Genomic DNA, 20783 nt, shown 5'->3' on the forward strand with positions numbered 1-20783 from the left:
CACCCAACTGGCTCGCAGTTGTTGTTGCTTTGAGCGCTCATAGCAACCACTACTGCCAGTCAGTTGAGCGGGTTAACGACGACGGCGACCCTCACCATTTCGGTGGGGGTCGCCGTCGTTTGGGGTGCTTGTGAGGGGGTGCTGGAGTTAGCCAACCAGCATGGTGCGGAGGTCCTTGAGGATCAGCTGGGCGCCTGTGGGGCCGAGGCCGAGGAACCAAACGTCGTCGTTGACTTGCTTGGCGTGGCCGGCCTTGACTGCGCCGAGCGTGGGCCATACGGCACCTTCAACAACCGACTTTTCGCCGGTGGCCGAGGGATCGCCGTAGCTGCTGTAGAAAATCCAGTCAGCGTCGCCCTGCTCGATGTTTTCTGCCGAGACCTCGGCGGCCAGTTCATCGATGTTCTGGTTCTCCGGGCGCGCCAGGCCGGCGTCCTTCAGGATCACGCCGATCAAGGACTTGTTGGCGTACAGCCGGATCTTGCCGGGAAGGAACCGGACCAGGGAGATCTTGGGATCGCCGGTGACGTCCTTCTTCAGGGCGTCGGCTTCAGTCTGGTAGTCGTTGAGGGCCTTGACGGCCTTGTCTTCCTCGCCGAGGGCCTTGCCCACCAGGAGGAAGTTTTCCTTCCACGGGAAGCCGGGACGGATGCTGAACACCGTGGGGGCGATCGAGGACAGCTGCTTGTAGAGCTTGTCCGCGCGGAGCTGGCTTCCCAGGATGAGGTCCGGTTTCAGGGCCGCGATGGCTTCCAGGTTGAGGTTCTGGATGGTGCCAACCGACTGCACGTCCTTAACCTTGTCCGCCAGGTAGGTGGGGACAGGGTTGGCGCCTTCGGTGGTGGCCATGCCCACCGGAGTCACGCCCAAGGTGACGACATCGTCCAACTCACCGGTGTCCAGGACCACCACGCGGCTGGGCTTCTTGTCCAGTGTGGTTTCCCCGTTGGCGTGGGTGAGTGTGCGGGGGAAGACGCCCGGGGCAGCATCCGTGCCGAGCTTGGCGGTTTCCTGATCCGCGGTGGTGAATTTGGAGCCACCGGTAGCAACATCGGCGTTGCCGGCACTGGAACCGGAGCCACCGCTGGCGCCGCAGCCGGCAAGCAGGGCCATGGCCAGCACAGCTGCGCCTGCCTTCACGGCGAGGCTGCGCATGCTTGCGGCTTTGCGCGGCTTCATTTCAGAATCGTCATTTTTCACGGAGTAAGGCTAACCTAATTAAGGCAACCCTGCGTAATGCGTGAGCATCATCACACGGATGCCCCTCAGATCGTCAGCCGAGCCCTCCGGAGTGGTGTTTGTTGTGTCCAACGTGACGGCTCCGGCCACCGAAGCAGGCGATGGCAAGCCGCCTGCCACCGCCCCCGCGGGCAACAACGCGGCCGCGGGTTCCGGCGTCGTACGCACCAACCGGTGGCGCGTGCTGATCCTTGCCGTGGCCGCCGGAGCCCTGCTCTGCGCCGCGCTCCTGAGCCTCGGCGTGGGCGCCAAGTTCATTCCCGCGTCCACCATCCTGGACGCGTTCACCCAGCCACAGAACATCGCGGACCACGGGATCATCCTGCAAAGCCGCCTTCCCCGCACCTTGATGGGGATCGTGGCCGGGATCGCGCTCGGTGTATCCGGCGCGCTCATCCAGGCCATCACGCGGAACCCGCTGGCCGACCCCGGCATCCTGGGGGTCAATGCCGGCGCCTCGTTTGCCATGGTGCTGGCCATCGGCATCCTGGGGATCAGCTCGCTGGGCGGCTACATCTGGTTCGCGTTCCTCGGAGCCATCCTGACCACCGCCGCCGTGTACTTGATAGGGACGTCCGGCCGGAATGTGGTGAATCCCATCCGGCTCACCCTGGCCGGCGTAGCCCTGGGAGCCGTACTGACAGGCATTGGTTCCGGGCTGACCCTGCTCAACCCCAAGGCGTTCGACCATTTGCGCTCATGGAGCATCGGCTCCCTGGACACCCGCAGCATGGAAGCCGTCACCACTGTGGCCCCGTTCATTGCCGCAGGACTCCTGATCGCCCTGTTCTGCGTGCGTGGGCTCAACGCCGTAGCCCTCGGCGACGACCTGGCCACATCCCTCGGGGCGAACGTCAACCGGACGCGGATCCTGGGCGTCGTCGCCATCACGCTGCTCAGCGGAGCCGCGACAGCCGGAGCCGGTGCCATCGGCTTCGTCGGCCTCATGATCCCGCACGTCGCACGATGGATCGTCGGGCCGGACCAGCGCTGGATCCTGGCCACCACGTTGCTGCTCTCTCCTACTCTCTTGCTGGTTTCCGATGTGGTGGGCAGGGTGGCCGCGCCCGGCGAACTGCCGGTAGGTGTGGTCACCGCGTTTGTTGGCGCGCCCGTGCTGATCGCGCTGGCCCGGCGCCGGAAGGTGAGCGGACTGTGACGCGTTTGGACGCCCGGCAAGGGGTCGACTTTGGCCGTTCCACCGTCTTGCTGCGCGTGCGTTCCCTCAGCGTCCGGTTCGATGTCCGGAGCATCCTGGTGTGCTTCGCCCTGCTCGCTGCGACGCTTGCCGTTGCCGTGGTTTCCCTGTCCACCGGCGACTACAAGGTCTCTATGCAGCAGGTCCTGCAGGCGTTCACGGGCGACGCTCCCGGGTTCGCCCAGACCATCGTGATGGAGTGGCGGCTCCCCAGGGTCCTGTCGGCGCTCGTCTTCGGTGCGGCCCTGGGGATGAGCGGCGGCGTCTTCCAATCCATGACCCGCAACCCGCTGGGCAGCCCGGACATCATCGGCTTCAACACCGGCGCGTACACCGGGGCCCTCGTCGTGATGCTCACACTTGGTGGGGGCTACCTTGGAGTGGCCGCCGGAGCGCTGGTTGGCGGCGTGCTCACGGCGATCGCGGTGTACCTGCTCGCCTTCCGCCGCGGGTCGCAGGGCTTCCGGCTCATCATCGTCGGCATCGGCATCAGCGCCATGCTCGCGGCCCTCAACCATTGGCTCATCCTCCAGGCCGAGCTTGAAGCGGCCCTGGCCGCCGCCGTCTGGGGAGCCGGGTCCCTCAACGGCATCACGTGGGAGCAAGCGGCGCCTGCCGCCGTCGTGGTTGTCCTGGTTGGCTTGGCAACGCTTGTTGTGTCGCGGCGGATGCAGTTGCTGGAAATGGGCGACGACGCCGCACGCGCCTTGGGCGTCCGGGCTGAACCCACCCGTTTGCTGCTGCTGGTCCTCGGCGTAGCCCTGACTGCCGCCGTCACCGCGGTGGCCGGGCCCATCGCTTTCGTAGCCCTCGCCGCACCGCAACTGGCCCGCCGGCTGACCCGGAGCGCCGGCATCACCTTGCTGCCGTCGGCCTTCATGGGCGCGTTCCTCCTGGCCGCGAGCGACCTCGCAGCACAACGCCTGTTCGCCCCGATCCAGCTGCCCGTGGGCGTGGTGACGGTGTGCATCGGCGGTATCTACCTCGTTTGGCTGCTGGCCAGGGAAGCAAGGAAATCATGACCATCACAACCTCCGCCCCTCAGCTTCGCGCCGAGGACCTGACCATCGGCTACGAGCAACGCATCATCTCCGAGAACCTCAACGTCCGGATCCCCGAGGGCTCGTTCACGGTGATTGTTGGTCCGAACGCGTGCGGTAAGTCCACGCTTTTGAGGGCACTCGCCCGGCTGATCAAGCCACGCCACGGGCTGGTGTTGCTGGACGGCAAGTCCGTGCACGCCTTGCCGGCAAAGGAACTCGCGCGGCGCCTGGGCTTGCTGCCGCAATCGCCCATCGCACCGGACGGCATCACCGTGGCGGACCTCGTTGCCCGTGGCCGGTACCCGCACCAGAAGCTGCTGCGGCAGTGGAGCCCGGAAGACGAAGCCGCCGTGGTTTCCGCTATGGAGGCCACCGGTGTTTCCGCGTTGTCCGGGCGTTTGGTGGACGAGCTCTCCGGCGGCCAGCGCCAGCGTGTGTGGGTAGCCATGGTGCTTGCCCAGCAGACCCCGCTCCTGCTTCTGGACGAGCCCACCACGTTCCTGGACATCGCCCACCAGATCGAGCTGCTGGAACTGTGCCGTGAGCTCAACCTGGACAAAGGCCACACGCTGGTTGCCGTGCTGCACGACCTCAACCACGCCAGCCGCTACGCGGACAACATCATCGCCATGAAGGACGGAGTCGTGGTCGCTGAAGGTGCGCCCGCTTCCGTGATCACTGAATCCTTGGTGGAGGAAGTGTTCGGGATGGCCTGCCGGATCATTGATGACCCCGTCACCCACACTCCGCTGGTGGTGCCGCTGGGCCGCCCGCGCTTACCCAACTGAGTCGCATTTGTGCGCGTTTTGACGGGTCAAAACGCGCTTAACTGCGACCCAGTTGGGCGGGTTAACGCGCGACGGCGACCCTCGCCTTTTCGGTGAGGGTCGCCGTCGTTATCTGCTTGATGCCTTACCGGGCTTCGATCGCTGCCTTGGCCTTCGGGTCCGAGTCGTTCAGGAACTGCTCGATCCGCTCGGGCTCATCGGCTTCGCCGATCGCAGCCGCGGCACGTCCCAGCGCGTAGAGCGCACGCAGGAAGCCCTGGTTGGGTTCGTGCTCCCACGGGATGGGCCCGACGCCGCGCCAACCGTTCCGGCGCAGGGAATCCAGGCCGCGGTGGTAGCCAACGCGGGCGTAGGCGTAGGACTCGATGGTCCGGCCCTCTGCCCACGCTTCTTCCGCGAGGATGGCCCACAGCAGGGACGACGTGGGGTTCTGCGCCACAAGGTCCAATGCTTCCTTGCCGAGGGCAAGGTGCTGGTACACATCGGTTTCGGCGGGCAGGAGCGTGGGCTCCGGCCCCATGAGGTTCTTCCGGAATTCGTCGGACATTAGAACGTCTTGCCAGCCGATCCGAGCTGCTGGGCGGCCTCGACAATGCGTGCTGCCATGCCGGCTTCAGCCGAAGCACCCCAGACACGGGGGTCGTAGGTCTTCTTGTTGCCCAAACCGCCGTCGACCTTCAGGACGCCGTCGTAGTTGGCGAGCATGTGGCCGGCCACCGGGCGGGTGAACGCGTACTGCGTGTCGGTGTCGATGTTCATCTTGATCACACCGAAGGACACAGCGTCAGCGATTTCCTGCTCGGTGGAACCCGAACCGCCGTGGAAGACGAGGTCGAAGGGGTTTTCCTTGCCGATCTTGGCGCCCACCTCGGCCTGGATCTGCTTGAGCAGTTCCGGGCGAAGCTTGACGTTGCCCGGCTTGTAGACGCCGTGCACGTTGCCGAAGGTCAGAGCGGTCAGGTAACGGCCGTTTTCACCGGCACCCAAGGCTTCGATGGTGGCGAGGGCGTCTTCGGTGGTGGTGTAGAGCTTGTCGTTGATCTCGTTCTCCACGCCGTCTTCTTCACCGCCGACGGTGCCGATTTCCACCTCGAGGATGATCTTGGCGGCAGCCGCACGCTGCAGCAGTTCGCGGCCGATGCGCAGGTTGTCTTCCAGGGTCTCGTGCGAGCCGTCCCACATGTGGGAGTTGAAGATGGGGTCCTTGCCGGCCTTGACGGCTTCCTCGGAAGCGGCCAGCAGCGGGAGGACAAAGCCCTCGAGCTTGTCCTGCGGGCAGTGGTCCGTGTGCAGGGCGATGTTGACGTTGTAGTTCTTGGCAACCTCGCGGGCGAACGCGGCGAAGCCGAGGGAACCGGCCACCATGTCCTTGACGGAGGCGCCGGACCAGTAGGCAGCGCCACCGGTGGAGACCTGGATGATGCCGTCGGATTCGGCCTCGGCGAAACCGCGGATCGCAGCGTTCAGAGTCTGCGACGACGTCACGTTGACCGCGGGGAAGGCGAAGCCGCCAGCCTTTGCGCGGTCGATCATCTCGGAGTAAATCTCTGGGGTTGCAATGGGCATGGTGACTCCTATGCTGAATTCGTCTGTGGGTTGGTGACCCTGGAGTAGACCGCTTACGGCTAGCACCATCCTAGCGACAACCATCCGGCCCCCGTGTTTCCGGTCACTCGGGCTGGTAACACTTCCGCTTCGAAGGTGCGGGAGGGCTACACGGGCTGGTTGAACACGTGCCGGCGCACCCAGGCGTGCATGGCAATGGCTGCTGCGGAGGCTGCGTTCATGGAGCGGGTGGAGCCGAATTGCTCGATGGACAGCGTGACAACGGCGGCATCGTGGACCTCCGGGGTGAGGCCCGGGCCTTCCTGCCCGAACACCAGCACGCACTTCCGGGGGAGGTCGTAGGTTTCCAGCGGCACCGAATCCGGGAAGATGTCGATGCCGATCACCGCGAGCCCTTCCTCCTCCGCCCACTGCACAAAATCCTCAACAGTCGGGTGGTGGCGGACGTGCTGGTAGCGGTCGGTAACCATGGCCCCGCGACGGTTCCACCGCCGTCGTCCGATGATGTGGACTTCCTTGGCGAGGAACGCATTCGCGGTACGCACCACGGTGCCGATGTTGAGGTCGTGCTGCCAGTTCTCGATCGCGATATGGAAGTCGTGGCGCTTGGCATCCAGGTCCGCCACGATCGATTCGTGCTTCCAGTAGCGGTACTGGTCCACGACGTTCCGGCGGTCGCCGTCGCGCAGCAGGTCCGGGTCCCAGTGCTCGCCTTCGGGCCACTCACCTTCCCAAGGCCCGACGCCGACCTCCGCCTTCGCTTCCGCCTCCCCTTCCGCAGGAGTTGCGTCGGGGGCGGGCAGGGCTGCGTTGGGCCCGGAGGCATCAGTGGGGAGGTCAGTCACCCTTCAACTTTAGCCGCGTGCCAAGTGCCCCGTGCCCGGTGCCCGCTCAGCCGAACGGGCTGGTTAGCCAACCTTCCACTTGTTGATGCGGTAGGAATTGGCCAACTGCTGCATGAGGCCCGGGTGCGCGTCCCAGTACGTCTTGTGTCCGCTCACGCCCAGCATCTGCGGGGTGCCCCACGGTGTGACGGAGAACAGGTTGACGGCCTGAATATCTTTACCGCGTGCGTTAGTGCACGTGAACCCGACCACCACTGCAGCTCCGCGGCGGAATTCGCGGGTCTCCGGCATGGTGGTCTTGAAGTCCGAGGCGCACTTATGGCCCACCAGGTTCTGCGGCAATTCCGTGGCGGTCATGCCCTTGTAGCGGGCTTCAATGTCCGTGATGGCTTTCTTGACATCCGCGGGATCCTTCCCGAACTTCCCTTCCTCGGATTCGGCGAAGAAGGCGTAGGCCACTGCGATCCCGTCGCCATCGGTTTCCGTGGTGCCTTGGGCCTTCTTCTGGATTTCCTCGCCAGTGGAGGGGTCCTTGGTGATGCCGAACGACTCGTCGTGCGTCCAGTCGGCCAGGTACTGGAACGAGGATTCGCCCGTCACCCACTTGCTGAACAACGGATCGCCGTCGACGGGCACGTTGCTGGGGCCTGCCAATTGGTCCCAGCCCGCGGGGAGCGGGATGGCGCCGGCGGGGATGTCCGAGGACGCCGACGGTTCGGCTTCCGCCGACGGCTCGGCCTCCCCCGACGGGTCCGCTTCCGCGGAGGGGTCCGCGGCCGCATCGCTGGCTTGCGCGCTTGGGGCTGCCGTGTCCACGGCCACGGGCTTGGCGGCCGAAGGGATCAACCAGGCGAAGACCACCACCAGCGCAATAACCACGACGACGGCGATCCCGCCGAGGATCAGGAACAGCGCCTTCTTGTTGTGGTCGCCCGGGTTGGGGTTGGGTCCGCCGGGCTGGCCGGGGTAGCCGGGCTGGCCTGCGCCGGCGGGCTGGCCGGGGTACCCAGGCTGGCCGGGCTGGCCTGCGGTTCCGGGGTAGCCGGGCTGGCCTGCGCCGGAGGGCTGGCCTGGGCCTCCGGGCTGGGTGGGGAACGCCTGGGTCGGGGCCTCGTTCTGGCCGGGAATCCCTGGTTGCGCCGGGAACGCCTGCGTAGGGGCCTCGTGTGGGTTGCCTGTTGCTTGTTGCGGACTGGCTTGGTGTTGTTCCTCCGGCCTGTACATCGGCTGCGCCTGGCCTGACTGGTACTGCTGATACTGGCCTTGGCTGGTGTCGTAGCGCGGCTGGGGAATGCCGTCGGGGTTGTAGGGAGGCTGCGGCGCTCCGTTGGTGTTGCTCATGTGTCAGGGCCCTTTCAGGAGACCGGCGTCTTGCGTTGCCGGCATGGCGATCAGAACAGGGGACCTGGTCCGCGCCGACGCCTCTGAAGTCACCGTGTCGATCCCCCGATCCACGGTTGCGGGACGCCTGCGCAGCCACAAGGGTAGTGCAGCCAAGGGAGGTGGCCGCAAGTCAAACTCCGCTTTCCGGATGGGGAGATCTATCCACATAGCAAGACCCCGGGGTGTCTGGAGGTCCGAATAATGAAAGACTGGGACGCAGTGCATGAACAATCCCAGCCGGAGGCAAATATGGCAGAAGAATCCACGCCCCAGACGTCCGACTCCGTGTACCGCAACGGCCATGAAATCGAGTGTTGGCTGACGGACATGGACGGCGTACTGGTCCACGAAAACCAGGCAATCCCCGGAGCTGCCGAGCTCATCCAGCGCTGGGTGGATACCTCCAAGCGCTTCCTGGTGCTGACCAACAACTCCATCTTCACCCCCAGGGACCTCGCAGCACGCCTGCGCGCCTCCGGACTTGAGATCCCGGAAGAAAACATCTGGACCTCGGCCCTGGCCACGGCGCAGTTCCTCAAGGACCAGGTCAAGTCCTCGGACTCCGGAAACCGCGCCTACACCATCGGCGAAGCAGGCCTCACCACTGCCCTCCACGAGGCCGGATTCATCCTCACGGACACCGATCCCGATTTCGTGGTCCTCGGCGAAACCCGCACCTACTCCTTCGAGGCAATCACCACGGCCGTCCGCCACATCCTGGCCGGCGCCCGCTTCATCGCCACCAACCCTGACGCCACCGGCCCCTCCAAGGACGGCCCGCTCCCCGCTACCGGAGCCATCGCGGCAATGATCACCAAGGCCACCGGCCGCGAGCCGTACATCGTGGGCAAACCGAACCCCATGATGTTCCGCTCTGCCATGAACCAGATCGATGCCCACTCCGAAACCACCGCCATGATCGGTGACCGCATGGACACCGACATCATCGCGGGCATGGAGGCCGGCCTCCACACCGTGCTGGTCCTCAGCGGCATCACGCAGCGCGACGAGATCGTGTCCTTCCCGTTCCGGCCCAACCAGGTCCTGAACTCCGTAGCCGACCTCAAGAGCCAGATCTAAGGACTCCACCATGGCTGTGCTCAATCTGCGTCCCCTGGCCGGCGGCCGGATTCTCAGGGGGAGCCAGCCGTTTGGCCTGGATGCCGCGTCGACGTCGGAATTCCTGACGGAACACGGCATCCAGGCCATCGTCGATCTCCGAAGCGAGCTCGAGCGGACCATGGTTCCGTGGCTGGTCAGCGAAACCTCGCCGGAACTGATCAACAACCCGCTGGATCCCAACGCAGTTGCCGGATCGCTGCAGGCCGTGGAGACTCCCGAGGATTTGGGGGATCTCTATCTGGGCTGGCTCCGTATCCGGCCCGAATGGGCTGCGGATGCGCTGCGACCTGTGGCCCAGGGGAAAAGGACCTTGATCCATTGTTCTCTGGGTAAGGACCGGACGGGTGTGGTGTCGGCCTTGGCGCTCCTGGCCTCCGGCGCTTCAGACGAAGCTGTGGTGAACGACTACACGGCAACCACTGCCAACCTGCCTACCGTTCTGGAGACCATGGCTGCCACGTGGCGGCTGCACGTCCCTTCGACTCCGGCACAATACTTCAGCCCCGAGCTCATGATCCTGCAAAGCCCGGAAGCTGCCATCCGGCATTTCCTGGTTGGCTTTGCCCGCGAGTTCGGCGACGCCGGCGCCTTCCTGCGCCAGGCGGGCCTGACCGCCGTCGAGGTTGAAACCCTGCGGCTCGGTTCCTGAAAGCTACGCGGGGCGGATGATCCGACCGTTCGGTTCCTTGTAGGACGGCTCTTCGGGGGTGGCAGGCAACGGCTCCAGCTGGTTCTGCACGTGCTCCAGCAACGGCCGGTACACGTCGGGGTTCCATTGCGGGCTGGCGTGGGCCGGCCGTGCTCCCTCGGTACTGAGGATGGGCAGCTTCATGTTCTCGGCGAACACCCTGCTCCACCCGGCACGGGCCGTCACGTAGTTCACGGTGGCATCGGCTGAGTTGCCCATGTAGGCCATCTTTGCCGGGCCCAGCTTGCCCACGAAGCGCAGCCCATCGAAATGGTAGATGTAGGCGGACTCAGTCTGGACCAGCACACTCGACGGCGCGATCGGCGAGAGTTGCTCGGCGGTTTGGTCCAGGATCTGCCGCCAGGAGCGCTCGTCCTTATGGACCAGCCGCTCCCCCAATTCATAGCCGCCGCGGAGGACCGACGGAATGCGGAAGCCGTTCTCGTAAAGGAACACCACGCCGTCGAACCAGCTTTGATCCAAGACATCGGCCCGGCTGAAGGGACTGGAATCCAGGACGATCAGTTCGGTTTCCACACCGTGCAATTCCAGCAAGCGGGCCGCGACCTGTGTGGCCAGCATCCCGCCGAAGCTGTGGCCGTAGAAATACAGCTTCTCCAGGCCCAGCTCGCGGACGTGGAGGACGAGTTCGCGGACAACCTCGTCAACGTCCAACCCCAGGTTGGAGTATCCGACGGCGGCCAGGCGTCCCCGCTGGTGCAGGGCAGGGCGCAATGAGTTGAGGATCCATTGGGCCTCTTCCCAACTGGTTTTGTAACCCGGAAAGAGGATCCAACTGGCCTTCGGGAAGTAAAGGTCCGCGAAGGAGTCCGGAACGCGGAGGATCTTCGGAGCGCGGCGTTCGGCCTGCACATGTCGGGTGAAGAGCATGTCCCCCGCCAGCGCTGCCGAGGCGCCGGCGGTGATGAGGAAGTTACGTCGGGACGTCTTCTTCAACCGGACAGCATAAGGCAGGATCCGGGCCCATGAACCCGGATCCTCCGCCGACTCCGTCCCCGCTCCGGGCTCAGGGCCCGGCGCAGGCGTGGCGGGCAGCGGGAGGTCTTCCTCTACTTCCGGCGGTGCCGGAAGTTTCCCTACCTGAACGCCCACGCAGCAAGCATAGGCTTCGAAAGCACGGCCTTACAGCCCCGTGGAAAGTGCACCGCGGATGCCCGTAGGATGCGCCCTTGAGGGCGCCACCTGCCGCATTTTCCTTAGTCGAGGCCGAGTTCGTCCTTGCCGAACGCGAAGAGGTACGGAACGCCGGTTTCGGCTTCGATCTTTTCCTTGGCGCCAGTGTTGCGATCCACGATCACGGCGACGGCCACTACGTTGCCGCCCGCCTTGCGGACACCTTCGACGGCGGTCAGCGCGGACCCGCCGGTGGTGGAGGTGTCCTCGAGGACCACCACGTTGCGGCCTTCAACGGAAGGACCTTCCACCTGGCGACCCATGCCGTACGACTTCTGCGCCTTGCGGACAACGAATGCGTCAACCACACGGCCTGCGTCAACGGCAGCGTGCATCACGGCGGTACCGACGGGGTCAGCACCCATGGTGAGTCCGCCGGCGCACTCAAGCGGGATCCCGGCGTCGTCAATCATTGCCAGCATGACCTGGCCCACCAGCTTGGAGGCCTCGTGGTGGAGGGTGATGCGGCGGAGGTCAATGTAGTAGTCGGCTTCCTTGCCACTGGAGAGGATCACCTTTCCGCGGACCACCGCCAATTCTTTGATGAGTTCAAGAAGGCGGGTGCGGGCAACGGAGGTCTCAGGCGAGGAAGTCATGGCTCCTATTCTACGGAAGGTGGGTAACGGTTTTGAGCGGTCTCCACGCCCCTCGTCGCGAAAGCCCCGGCGAGTGCCCGACGCCGCAGGCCCCGCCAAAGCACACCGACAACAGCAAGAAGGGCACCGCTCATAAGGCCAAGCCACAAAGGATGCAGGAGGGTCTGGTCTGTGTGCAAGTGGTAGTCATCAGCCATCCACCCCGAGACGATGAGGCCGGTCGCCGATCCAACAAACACATGACTTCCCAGCAGGATCAAACCCAGCTGCGCTCTCCTACCTTTTTCCTGCACTGCAGATCGACACTCCCATCAAGCTCCGTCAGGCTCTAAGGCCTCACTTAGGTGAGAGACGCGGCCCGCCGGATCGTGACGCCGGAATGGAAAAACCCGGCACGGCCTTGTGGGCCGTACCGGGCATTCCGCGCGTCCTCCGTGATGGCGGGGAGGACGCGCCCCTGTATCAAAGCCTCCCGGCCGAGAGCCAGGAGCTAGAGGCGGGTGTCGAACGAATCGCAGAACACGTTCTCGTTGAACGTTCCCTGGAACTCGGACTTCCCCTGGATTTTCTGGATGGTGGCACGGATTGCTTCGCGCGTCCCAGCGTGGGCGTGAATGGCGGTTTTGACCATGGGCACGTCGATCAGGTGGTTCGGCTGGTTCAAGGAAACGAACACCGTGGGCACCTCCGTGGCGTACCAGGGGATCTCGGCGGCCATCGGCGAGGACCACTTGATGCGGATGGCCGCTTCCTGCGCGAAACCCTTCACGTTGGCGAAGACGAGGGCCGCGTCGTAACGCTCGGGGTAGTCGGCGGTGGCTTCCTCTGAGAGGACCCGCATGAAGTTCATGCCCGTCTCCCCCGCGGCTTCGCGCTGCTCGGCGGTCTTGAACACGTCAACCGCAAACCCCGCGGCTTCGAGCTCTTCCTTGACCGTGTCCAGATAGGCCAGAGGATCGGCCCGGGTAAAGTCCGCCCCACCCGAGATGCCGTAAAGCCGGATGCGCTTGTGGGTTTCCGGCGTGATGGGCAGGTTGTGGGCGGTGTCCTTGACCAGGGTGACAGTTTTGTCCGCGATGTCAGCGGCGATCGCTCTGTGGGCTTGGCTGCCGATCACAGCCAGCGCTTCCGCTGGTGGAACCAGCTGGGTGCGAACGTGCAGCCCCAGGCTCGCCTTCAGCCCAAGGATCCTGCGCAGCGCATCTTCCAGGCGGGAATCGGAGATGACGCCCGATTTGTACCCGTCGAGCATGAACCCGAAGTCTTCCTCCGGATTACGGAAGAAGAGGAACATGTCGCAACCGGCAGCGATGGTTGCAGGCACCAGGTCGCGCCGCTTCATGGCCTGGGTCAGGCCCACCATGAGCGAAGCGTCCGTGAGCACCAGGCCGTTGAAGCCCAGTTCGCCACGAAGGAGGTCCTGCAGCAGTTCAGGCGCGAGCGTTGCGGGACGGATCTCCGCGTCCGCCAGCCCGGGGCGGAAATGCCGGGAAACCTCGGGCGCACCAATGTGTCCCACCATGATCGACTGCACGCCGTGCCCAATCATTTCGCGGTACACGTGCCCGTACGTGCGGTTCCATTCCTCGTAGCCCAAGGTGTTGTAGGAGGTGACCACATGCTGGTCGCGCTCGTCGATCCCGTCGCCGGGAAAGTGCTTCATGGCACAGACCGTGGGCGACTCGCTGATGCCGTCGAAGTACTCCTTGGCCCGCTCCACCACAATCTCCGGGGTGTTCCCGAAGGCGCGCGTGGAGATGACGGTGTTCCGCCAGTTGTAGTGGATGTCCACGATCGGCGCGAACGCCCAATTGCAGCCAAGGGCAGCGGTTTCGACGCCGGCCACCTCGCCCATGCGCCGGGCGATCGACTTGTCCGGGTGCGAACCGGCCTGCAGGTGCGTGGAGACGAACGTGCCATCATCGCAGCTTCCTGCGCCGCCCATTTCCGGGTTCGACGCCACCAACAACGGAATCCGCGTCTTGGACTGCGCGTACCGGATGTGTTCCTGCACCGCCGCGGACGGACCGGGCCGGTACCGCATCCCACCCACATGGAAGTTCTCCAGGACACCGTCAAGGTATTCGGGCGAGTAGTCATTGTTGTGGTTGATGAAGAGTTGCCCGATCTTCTCTTCGAGCGTCATGGACGCCAACGTGGATTCAACCCATTCCACGGCGGAATCGTCCAAGTTGAAGGGCGCGGCCTTGAGGTCCACCAGGAACCTGGCGGCATCATCCTGCGAGCCGAGCAACTCCTCCGCGGCTCGGTCAACGATCTGCTGCACGGGCGTTTCGATGTCCACAACCACTCCTGCTTCGTCGGCTTGGAGATGTTCAAGAGTAGCCAATTGCGAGTCGAGCAGGGAGGCCGGCATGAAGTGGCCCGGGCGGGAGTTCATGCGTTCGTTCAGGATTTCGCGGGTGCCGTGCAGGTGCACGAACGATACGGTCGGGTCACCGGACCGGATGATGTCCCGGTAGGCGCGCTTGAGCGCGCTGCACGCGATGACCAAGGGAGCGTCCGACGCCGAGAATCGCCTGCCGATTTCGGCCAGCCAGGGTGCCCGGTCGTCGTCGTTGAGCGGAGTACCGGAGGCCATCTTGTCGATGTTCGACTGCGGGTGCAGCGCATCGCCGTCGAGGAATTCCGCACCGAGGCGTTCGGCCAGGGCGGCACCGACGGTGCTTTTGCCGCAGCCGGCCACGCCCATGACCACAACGTGGCGACCGGAAGCAGCGGGGCGGGTGCCGCCGTCGTAAGTGCCGCCGTCGTTAATTGCGCGGGATTTACCAGTCATGAACGGTGCCGTCCACGAGGCGGTTGTAAGGCAGGTAGGCCTGTTGGTACGGGAAGGCCGCAGCTGCTTCTTCGTTGAATTCGACGCCGATGCCGGGCTCATCGCCGGGGTGCAGGTAGCCGTCCTTGAACGTCATGGACTGCTGGAAGACCTCGTTGGTCTTGTCCGAGTGCTGCATGTACTCCTGGATGCCGTAGTTGTGGATGGCCAGGCCCACGTGCAGCTGCGCGGCGAAGCCCACCGGGGAAATGTCCGTGGGGCCGTGGAAGCCGGACTTGATCTGGTACTGCGCGGCGAAGTCCATGACCTTCTTCAACGGGCTGATCCCGCCGAAGTGCGTAGAGGCGGCGCGGACGTAGTCGATCAGCTGTTCCTTGATGAGGGTCTGGTAGTCGTACACGGTGTTGAAGATTTCGCCGATGGCCAGCGGGGTGGTGGTGTGCTGGCGGACCAGGCGGAGGCCCTCCTGGTTCTCGGCCGGGGTGCAGTCTTCGAGCCAGAAGAGGTCGTACGGTTCCAGGGCCTTGCCGAGCTTGGCGGCCTGGATGGGGGTCATGCGGTGGTGGCCGTCGTGGAGGAGCGGGATTTCCGGGCCGAACTCGTTGCGCACGGCCTCGAACACGGTGGGCAAGTGGCGCAGGTACGCGCGGGTGTCCCAGTCCTCTTCCTGCGGGAACGCGCCACGGCCGGCAGGTTCGTAGTCGTACCGTTCGCCGGAAGCCTGGGCCTGGGCGGCGACACCGTACACGGCCTTAATGCCCGGGATCGCGGTCTGGATCCGGATCGACTTGTAGCCCAGTTCCAGGTGCTCACGGACCGAATCGAACAGCGACGGGATGTCCGAACCCGAAGCATGCCCGTACGCGCGCAGCCCGTTGCGGGACGCACCGCCCAGGAGCTGGTACACCGGCATGCCGGCCATCTTGCCCTTGATATCCCACAACGCCATGTCGACGGCGGCAATCGCTGCCATGGTCACGGGGCCACGGCGCCAGTATGAGGAACGGTAAAGGAACTGCCAGGTGTCCTCGATCCGGTGCGGGTCCTTGCCGATCAGCAGCTGGGCCACGTGCTCCTTCAGGTACGCAGCCACGGCGAGCTCCCTGCCGTTCAGGGTCGCGTCACCGATGCCGGTCACACCGTCTTCGGTGGTGATCCGCAGGGTAACGAAGTTACGGGACGGGCTGGTCACGAAGACGTCAGCGGCGATGATTTTCATGATCAAGGATCCTTTCGGGCCGCGAGGGTGGGATCTCGGCTCTTTGACGGTTGAAAGACTTCGAATGCGTGGAAGCCGGGAGCAAGCCCCTCGGCGAGAGGTTGATTGGAATTGAGTGTAAAGCGGTTGGCAGATTTTGGCAATCGGTTGCCAACTGCTGGACTGAATGACTGGTGCTGTCTACGGGATGCGTGGGTGACGGTCGGGGAACCGGACCCCGGCGAGTGCGCCTCTTCGGGTCATGGGCCCGGCGACGCCAAGCCGTCTGAGGGATTACTCGCAACCCCACTGCGCTCACCCACCAAGCCCGGCAGCCCGCCGTCGTTATTTACGACGGCGGCGTGCCCCGCCTCAGCGGCGACCTCCCGCCTCAGCGGCGTTGCCCTGGGGTGCGCTGTCCGCCAAAGCAGCGTTGCCCTGGCGTGCGTTGGCCGTCTCAGCTGCGTTGCCCTGGCGTGCGTTGACCGCCTCAGCGGCGTTGCCTTGAGGTGCGCTGCCCGCCTCAGCGGTGCGACGCGCCTTGATCTCATTGACGATCTCGGCGTGCATGGCATCGGTGAGCTTGTACTTGGCCATGACCGCGATGGCCAGGACCACCATGATGGCCGGCAGGGCGCCGGCGGCGAACTGGATACCCATCACGGCCTCCGGAGTCTGGGGGGCTCCGGACTTGTAACCGCCCATCGCCAGGGCGTAGGCAGCAAGGGCGCCGCCGACGGCCTGCCCGGTCTTACGGGTGAAGGAGAACAGGGCATAGGTGATGCCTTCTGTCCGGACGCCCGTCTTCCACTCGCCGTATTCAACGGTGTCGGCCTCGAGCGCCCAGACCACGATGCTCACAGCCATCACGCCGAGCATACTGACCAGCAGCCCGGAGAAGCCGACCCAGGTCATGGTGGCCGGGGTGAAGAAAATGATCACCCCTCCGACTGCGCTCAGGGCGCCGGCTGCAACATAGACGGTCTTCTTGCCGAACTTGTGGACAAGCCGCGGCATGAAGGCGGCCAGGACGAACGTCATGACGAGCTGGACGATGGACATCACGGCATACAGGTCCAGGCGGCCCAGGACGTCGCGCAGGTAGTAGAGCTGCACGGAGGACAGGGCCATGTAGCCGGTGAGGAACAGGAACGAGCTCAGGCACAGCATGAGCAGCGGGCGGTTGGTCTTCAACGTGTCCATGCTCTGCTTGAAGGAAACCTTGGGAACCGAGCGGTGCACTCGCTCCTTGGCTGTGACGAACGTGAAGAAGTAGAGGGCCGCGCCGATCACCACGAACACCAGCGTGATGGTGGTGAAGAGCCCTTGCAGGTTGGCGCCCGGCTTGATCAGCGGAGCAACGAAAATGCCAAGTCCCGAGCCCACCAGCAGCGCGCCCACCATGCGGGCTGAGCCGAGCTTGGCGCGATCTCCCGGGTCTTGGGTCATGGCCCCCGCGAGCGAGCCGTAGGGAATGTTGACCACGGAGTAGGCAAGACCGAGTGCGGCATAGGTGACGTAGGCGTACAGGAGGGTGCCCGTCTGGCCGATCTGCGGAACGGAGAACGTTGCCACGCTCAGGAGCAGCAGCGGGATGGAACCGAACATGATAAAGGGACGGAACTTGCCGAAGCGCTTGCTGTAGCTGCGGTCCACGAGGCGGCCCGCGAAGACATCGGCGAAGGCGTCGAACACCCGAACCACCAGCAGCAGCGTGCCCGCTGCCGCCGCCGAGATGCCGGCAACGTCGGTGTAATAGACCAGGAGGAACATGGTGGCCGTGGTGAAGGCCAGGTTGTTGGCGGCATCACCGGCTCCGTAGCCGAGGATGCTGAGTTTGCTGAGCTTGTTCAATGCGGGCTCCTTTACCCATTGCGTCATTGCGTGCCGGACGTCTCAACAGTTGTTGTGCCACTGGAGCTTTGGGCCCGGCCTGTGCAGCTGATGTAATTCTAGTCACGTTGGCAAAGGTTTGGCAATCGGTTGCCGCAAATTGCTTCAGAACGATTCGACCCGTCCCTGCTTGCCGACGCCGGGGACACGCCTTGCCGGGCCTGCCCTGCGCCCCACGATTCACGAATGCCACGCAGCGCAGGCCCAACAACAAGACCCACCCGTTCACACGAACACCTTGGGGGTCCCGCTTTGCACCCAGAACCCCCGAAATGCCAGGCAGATCGGGCCACGCAATGGGGTTGCTATAGCAGCGGGTTGTTAAAGCACAGATTGGCCCAGGCCAGTCCGGGGCTACCGGGCGGCCTGGGCCAATCAAAGGGTGCGATGAATATGCCCGGAGGGCTACGCGGCGGTCCCCGAACCTGCCTCGGCGGGCACGGCTGCGAAGCCCTCGCCGAGTTCATGGATCAACGACACCACGCCCGCGTCCTTGGCCAACTCCGCGTCGAGCAGAGCCAGTAATGCCGCCGTTCGGGCTTGTCCGGACAGGAGGGACGCTTGAGCCACTGCGTCGGACAGGGGGTCCTGCAAACCAGGTTGAACGGCCAGGAAAGCAGACCACACCGCGATCATCCGCGCCGCGGCCTCTCCGGTTCGGCCGTCCGCACGCTCCGCGCGAAGGACGGGAATGGCCCGCATCCGGAGCTTGGTGCTGCCGTCCAGGGCGATCTGGGCCAGGTGGTGGGCGATCCGGGAGTTCCCGAAGCGCTCCAGCAAGGCAGCCCGGTATTCGGTGATGCGAAGTTCTTCTCCGGGGAGGTGCTTGGAGGCTTCGTCCCAGAATTCCTCCACGGCGTCGCGGCATACGGGGTCGGCCAAAGCTTCGGCCACTGTAGTGTGCCCGCGGAGTTGTCCGGCGTAGGCCAGGATGGAATGCGCGCCGTTGAGGAGCCAGAGCTTGCGGTTTTCGTACGGCTCAATGTCGTCCACGAAGACTGCGCCGGCGTCTTCCCACCGGGGTCGCCCGGCGGGGAACGCACCGCTCAGCACCCAGTTATGGAAAGGCTCGGTGACCACAGGAGCTTCGTCCTGGTAGCCGCACGCAGCGGCCACGGCAGAGATATCGGAGGCAGTGGTCCGCGGAGTAATCCGGTCCACCGAGGTGCTGACGAAACTGACCTTCGCTTCAATCCAGGCTGCGAGCCCGGCGTCAAACTCCCGGGCCAACGAGAGAACCCCGTTCCGGGCTACGTTTCCGTTGTCCGAGAGGTTGTCGCAACTGACGACGGCGAGCGGTCCGGCGTCGGAGGCCCTGCGGGCGGCGAGGCCCGCGACCAAGCGGCCCATCGGCGTCGTGGGTTCCCCTCCGGCGAGCAGAACCGAGAGGTCGGCGGCGCCCAGACCATACGCCGCTTCCGTGATGGTGAGGGTGACTACGGCAGTGGAGGGAGCGGCGAGCAGCTCGACGAACCGGGCAACATCGGCCCCGTCAACGGCCTCGACGATGCTGCCCACCACTTCGAAGGAGTCCCCGGAATCCGATCGTTCCACCACGGTGAAGAGGCCATCCTGGGCAGCCAAAACCGTTGCGGCGTCCGGGCGTCGGCCGGTGAAGGAGGCGATGCCCCACTCCCCCGCGTCGCCGGCGTGCTGGGTGTACCAGGCTTGGTGGGAGCGGTGGAACGCCCCAAGGCCCAGGTGCACGATGCGGACCGGGGCCGCCGGAGCCGTCCGGCGAAGCAGCCCGCTCACAGCTTGAACACCCGTCGCGGCGATCCATCGACGATGTCGAGAATCAGCTCGTGCGCGCGGTCCTCGCTGACGCGGTGCTCGGCAACCAAACGAGCGAGGAAGGACGCTTCGATGCGGCGGGACGCGTCGTGCCGGGCCGGGATGGAGCAGAATGCTCGGGTGTCGTCGATGAAGCCGGAGGAGCGCGAGAAGCCGGCGGTTTCGGTGACGGCCGAGCGGAAGCGCAGCATCGCATCCGGAGCATCAAGGAACCACCACGGCGCACCGAGGTACACGGATGGGTAGAAACCGGCAAGGGGTGCGAGTTCGCGGGAAAACACGGTCTCGTCCAGGGTGAACAGGACCAGGTGGAAGTCCTTGGCCGTGCCGAAGTCCTGCAGCAGGGGGCGGATTGCCTCGGTGTAGTTGATGGCGAACGGGATGTCGTGGCCGGTGTCTGCGCCGAACGACTCGAACGTGGGTCCGTGGTGGTTGCGGTAGGAGCCCGGGTGGATGGTCATCACCAGACCGTCTTCCACGGACATCCGCGCCATCTGGTACATCATGTGGGCCTCGAACGCGTCCCGGTCCGCGGCGGTGGCCTTGCCGGCGCGGGCCTTCTCGAACAGGGCCTCGGCTTCGGCGGCATCGAGTTTGAGCGTCGCCGGCGTGCGGACGCCGTGGTCCGCGGACACCGCGCCATGCTCCACGAAATATCGACGGCGGTTTTCCAGGGCGGCGATGTAGCCGGCGTAGCCACTGCCGCCGTCGGCCGCGGTTTCGATCAACCGCTCCACGTTGGCGGCCCATGAAGGGTGCGCGACGTTGAGGTACGCATCAGGGCGGAACGTGGGCAGGACGCGGCCGTTGAAGGTGGGGTCCTCGGTGAGGGCCTTGTGGCTCGCGAGGTTGTCCAAGGGATCATCCGTGGTGGCCAGCACCTCGATGTTGAAGTCCTTGAACAGCTGCCGGGGACGGAAATCCGGCTCCACGAGCTTCGCTGAAATGGCGTCGTAGCTGGCATCGGCGGACATTCCGGAGAGGTCCGCACCGAGTTTGAACACCTGCTCAAACTGGGTCCTGAGCCAGTAGCCCGAGGCCGTGCCCTCGAAGAGCGGCCAAGCCTCGACGAACCGCCGCCAGACCTCTCGGGAATCCTGGGACTCGCCCGCGTGGAGCTGGTCCATGGAGACGCCGTCGGCGTGGATCAAGCGGGTGACGTAATGGTCCGGGCTGACCAGCAGCGCGGCGGGATCCGGAAACGGCGTGTTCTGCTCGATGACCGCGGCGTCAACGTGGCCGTGCGGGGAGATGATGGGCAGGTCCTGGACGCGCTCCAGCAAGGACCGCGCGATGCTGCGCGTCCCGGGATCTGCGGGCAGGAGCCGGTCAGGGTGGGCTGCAAGGGACTGTGACATAGATCAATCTTCCGGTGCCCGTTGCCATTTTGTCAACCGGTTGCCAAAAATTGCCAAGTCGTTGCAAGGGGCACTGCA

General features: G+C 65.0%; 17 protein-coding genes. 5 read left to right on the forward strand and 12 right to left on the reverse strand.

The annotated features are described in order from the left end of the window. Positions 1-147: 147 nt before the first annotated feature. Positions 148-1155 (reverse strand): ABC transporter substrate-binding protein, encoded by a 1008-nt coding sequence (locus tag ACIQTZ_RS05055; protein ID WP_402978612.1) that lies wholly within the window; start codon positions 1153-1155, stop codon positions 148-150. Between the two features lie 103 nt (positions 1156-1258). On the opposite strand from ACIQTZ_RS05055, the gene ACIQTZ_RS05060 reads away from it, so the two are divergent. From ACIQTZ_RS05060 to ACIQTZ_RS05070, 3 genes are read left to right on the forward strand one after another with little or no spacing between them, the layout of a single operon-like run. After that, positions 1259-2398: an iron chelate uptake ABC transporter family permease subunit gene (locus tag ACIQTZ_RS05060; RefSeq protein WP_402978128.1), complete on the forward strand. Its 1140-nt coding sequence runs from the start codon at positions 1259-1261 to the stop codon at positions 2396-2398. Next, the gene (gene fepG, locus ACIQTZ_RS05065) at positions 2395-3459 is read left to right on the forward strand and encodes an iron-enterobactin ABC transporter permease (RefSeq protein WP_402978131.1); all 1065 of its coding nucleotides are present in this window, start codon (positions 2395-2397) and stop codon (positions 3457-3459) included. The genes ACIQTZ_RS05060 and fepG overlap by 4 nt, the downstream gene beginning before the upstream one ends. Continuing rightward, positions 3456-4268 carry an ABC transporter ATP-binding protein gene (locus ACIQTZ_RS05070; protein ID WP_402978134.1) on the forward strand — a complete coding sequence of 271 codons (813 nt, stop codon included), beginning with the start codon at positions 3456-3458 and terminating at the stop codon, positions 4266-4268. The genes fepG and ACIQTZ_RS05070 overlap by 4 nt, the downstream gene beginning before the upstream one ends. A 124-nt stretch (positions 4269-4392) precedes the next feature. On the opposite strand, the gene ACIQTZ_RS05075 is transcribed toward ACIQTZ_RS05070, so the two are convergent. The 4 genes from ACIQTZ_RS05075 to ACIQTZ_RS05090 all read right to left on the reverse strand — a co-directional run bounded on the left by ACIQTZ_RS05075 (position 4393) and on the right by ACIQTZ_RS05090 (position 8020). Next, on the reverse strand, positions 4393-4815 hold the full coding sequence (locus tag ACIQTZ_RS05075) for a DUF3151 domain-containing protein (protein ID WP_402978137.1): 423 nt from the start codon (positions 4813-4815) through the stop codon (positions 4393-4395). Beyond that, entirely contained in the window at positions 4815-5834 is a 1020-nt protein-coding gene (gene fbaA, locus ACIQTZ_RS05080; protein WP_397326363.1) for a class II fructose-bisphosphate aldolase, read from the reverse strand. Before fbaA ends, ACIQTZ_RS05075 begins: the two co-directional genes overlap by 1 nt. Before the next feature lie 146 nt (positions 5835-5980). After that, positions 5981-6637, reverse strand: coding sequence for a TrmH family RNA methyltransferase (locus tag ACIQTZ_RS05085; RefSeq protein WP_402978614.1), 657 nt, complete (start codon positions 6635-6637; stop codon positions 5981-5983). A gap of 105 nt (positions 6638-6742) precedes the next feature. Beyond that, entirely contained in the window at positions 6743-8020 is a 1278-nt protein-coding gene (locus ACIQTZ_RS05090) for a hypothetical protein (protein ID WP_402978140.1), read from the reverse strand. A gap of 291 nt (positions 8021-8311) precedes the next feature. Between ACIQTZ_RS05090 and ACIQTZ_RS05095 the strand changes: the two genes are divergently transcribed. Together ACIQTZ_RS05095 and ACIQTZ_RS05100 are read left to right on the forward strand one after the other, a co-directional pair. Continuing rightward, the gene (locus ACIQTZ_RS05095) at positions 8312-9142 is read left to right on the forward strand and encodes an HAD-IIA family hydrolase (RefSeq protein ID WP_400337286.1); all 831 of its coding nucleotides are present in this window, start codon (positions 8312-8314) and stop codon (positions 9140-9142) included. A 10-nt stretch (positions 9143-9152) separates the two neighbouring features. Next, a complete protein-coding gene (locus ACIQTZ_RS05100) occupies positions 9153-9833 on the forward strand; it encodes a tyrosine-protein phosphatase (RefSeq protein WP_402946094.1) in 681 nt (226 codons plus the stop codon). A gap of 3 nt (positions 9834-9836) precedes the next feature. On the opposite strand, the gene ACIQTZ_RS05105 is transcribed toward ACIQTZ_RS05100, so the two are convergent. The 7 genes from ACIQTZ_RS05105 to uxaC all read right to left on the reverse strand — a co-directional run bounded on the left by ACIQTZ_RS05105 (position 9837) and on the right by uxaC (position 20705). Beyond that, a complete protein-coding gene (locus tag ACIQTZ_RS05105) occupies positions 9837-10985 on the reverse strand; it encodes an alpha/beta fold hydrolase (RefSeq protein ID WP_402978143.1) in 1149 nt (382 codons plus the stop codon). Positions 10986-11089: 104 nt separating this feature from the next. Further along, a complete protein-coding gene (gene pyrE / locus ACIQTZ_RS05110; RefSeq protein WP_402978146.1) occupies positions 11090-11662 on the reverse strand; it encodes an orotate phosphoribosyltransferase in 573 nt (190 codons plus the stop codon). Between the two features lie 490 nt (positions 11663-12152). Further along, complete coding sequence (locus tag ACIQTZ_RS05115) at positions 12153-14462, reverse strand: gluconokinase, GntK/IdnK-type (RefSeq protein WP_402978149.1); 2310 nt, start codon at positions 14460-14462, stop codon at positions 12153-12155. Then, positions 14452-15681 carry a D-mannonate dehydratase ManD gene (gene manD / locus ACIQTZ_RS05120; protein ID WP_402978152.1) on the reverse strand — a complete coding sequence of 410 codons (1230 nt, stop codon included), beginning with the start codon at positions 15679-15681 and terminating at the stop codon, positions 14452-14454. The genes ACIQTZ_RS05115 and manD overlap by 11 nt, the downstream gene beginning before the upstream one ends. Before the next feature lie 351 nt (positions 15682-16032). Next, positions 16033-17514, reverse strand: coding sequence for a glucuronide transporter (gene uidB, locus ACIQTZ_RS05125; RefSeq protein ID WP_402978155.1), 1482 nt, complete (start codon positions 17512-17514; stop codon positions 16033-16035). A 444-nt stretch (positions 17515-17958) separates the two neighbouring features. After that, positions 17959-19308 (reverse strand): mannitol dehydrogenase family protein, encoded by a 1350-nt coding sequence (locus tag ACIQTZ_RS05130; RefSeq protein WP_402978158.1) that lies wholly within the window; start codon positions 19306-19308, stop codon positions 17959-17961. After that, complete coding sequence (gene uxaC, locus ACIQTZ_RS05135; RefSeq protein WP_402978161.1) at positions 19305-20705, reverse strand: glucuronate isomerase; 1401 nt, start codon at positions 20703-20705, stop codon at positions 19305-19307. The genes ACIQTZ_RS05130 and uxaC overlap by 4 nt, the downstream gene beginning before the upstream one ends. Positions 20706-20783 lie beyond the last annotated feature (78 nt).

The organism is Paenarthrobacter sp. NPDC090520 (assembly GCF_044769205.1).
Classification (GTDB): domain Bacteria; phylum Actinomycetota; class Actinomycetes; order Actinomycetales; family Micrococcaceae; genus Arthrobacter.

Excerpts from the sequence above, each read along its gene's own strand:
- ACIQTZ_RS05055 (WP_402978612.1), bottom strand. The coding sequence starts at position 1,155 with ATGCGCAGCCTCGCCGTGAAGGCAGGCGCAGCTGTGCTGGCCATGGCC.
- ACIQTZ_RS05060 (WP_402978128.1), top strand. The coding sequence starts at position 1,259 with ATGCCCCTCAGATCGTCAGCCGAGCCCTCCGGAGTGGTGTTTGTTGTG.
- ACIQTZ_RS05070 (WP_402978134.1), top strand. The coding sequence starts at position 3,456 with ATGACCATCACAACCTCCGCCCCTCAGCTTCGCGCCGAGGACCTGACC.
- ACIQTZ_RS05075 (WP_402978137.1), bottom strand. The coding sequence starts at position 4,815 with ATGTCCGACGAATTCCGGAAGAACCTCATGGGGCCGGAGCCCACGCTC.
- fbaA (WP_397326363.1), bottom strand. The coding sequence starts at position 5,834 with ATGCCCATTGCAACCCCAGAGATTTACTCCGAGATGATCGACCGCGCA.
- ACIQTZ_RS05090 (WP_402978140.1), bottom strand. The coding sequence starts at position 8,020 with ATGAGCAACACCAACGGAGCGCCGCAGCCTCCCTACAACCCCGACGGC.
- ACIQTZ_RS05095 (WP_400337286.1), top strand. The coding sequence starts at position 8,312 with ATGGCAGAAGAATCCACGCCCCAGACGTCCGACTCCGTGTACCGCAAC.
- ACIQTZ_RS05100 (WP_402946094.1), top strand. The coding sequence starts at position 9,153 with ATGGCTGTGCTCAATCTGCGTCCCCTGGCCGGCGGCCGGATTCTCAGG.
- pyrE (WP_402978146.1), bottom strand. The coding sequence starts at position 11,662 with ATGACTTCCTCGCCTGAGACCTCCGTTGCCCGCACCCGCCTTCTTGAA.
- ACIQTZ_RS05115 (WP_402978149.1), bottom strand. The coding sequence starts at position 14,462 with ATGACTGGTAAATCCCGCGCAATTAACGACGGCGGCACTTACGACGGC.
- manD (WP_402978152.1), bottom strand. The coding sequence starts at position 15,681 with ATGAAAATCATCGCCGCTGACGTCTTCGTGACCAGCCCGTCCCGTAAC.
- uxaC (WP_402978161.1), bottom strand. The coding sequence starts at position 20,705 with ATGTCACAGTCCCTTGCAGCCCACCCTGACCGGCTCCTGCCCGCAGAT.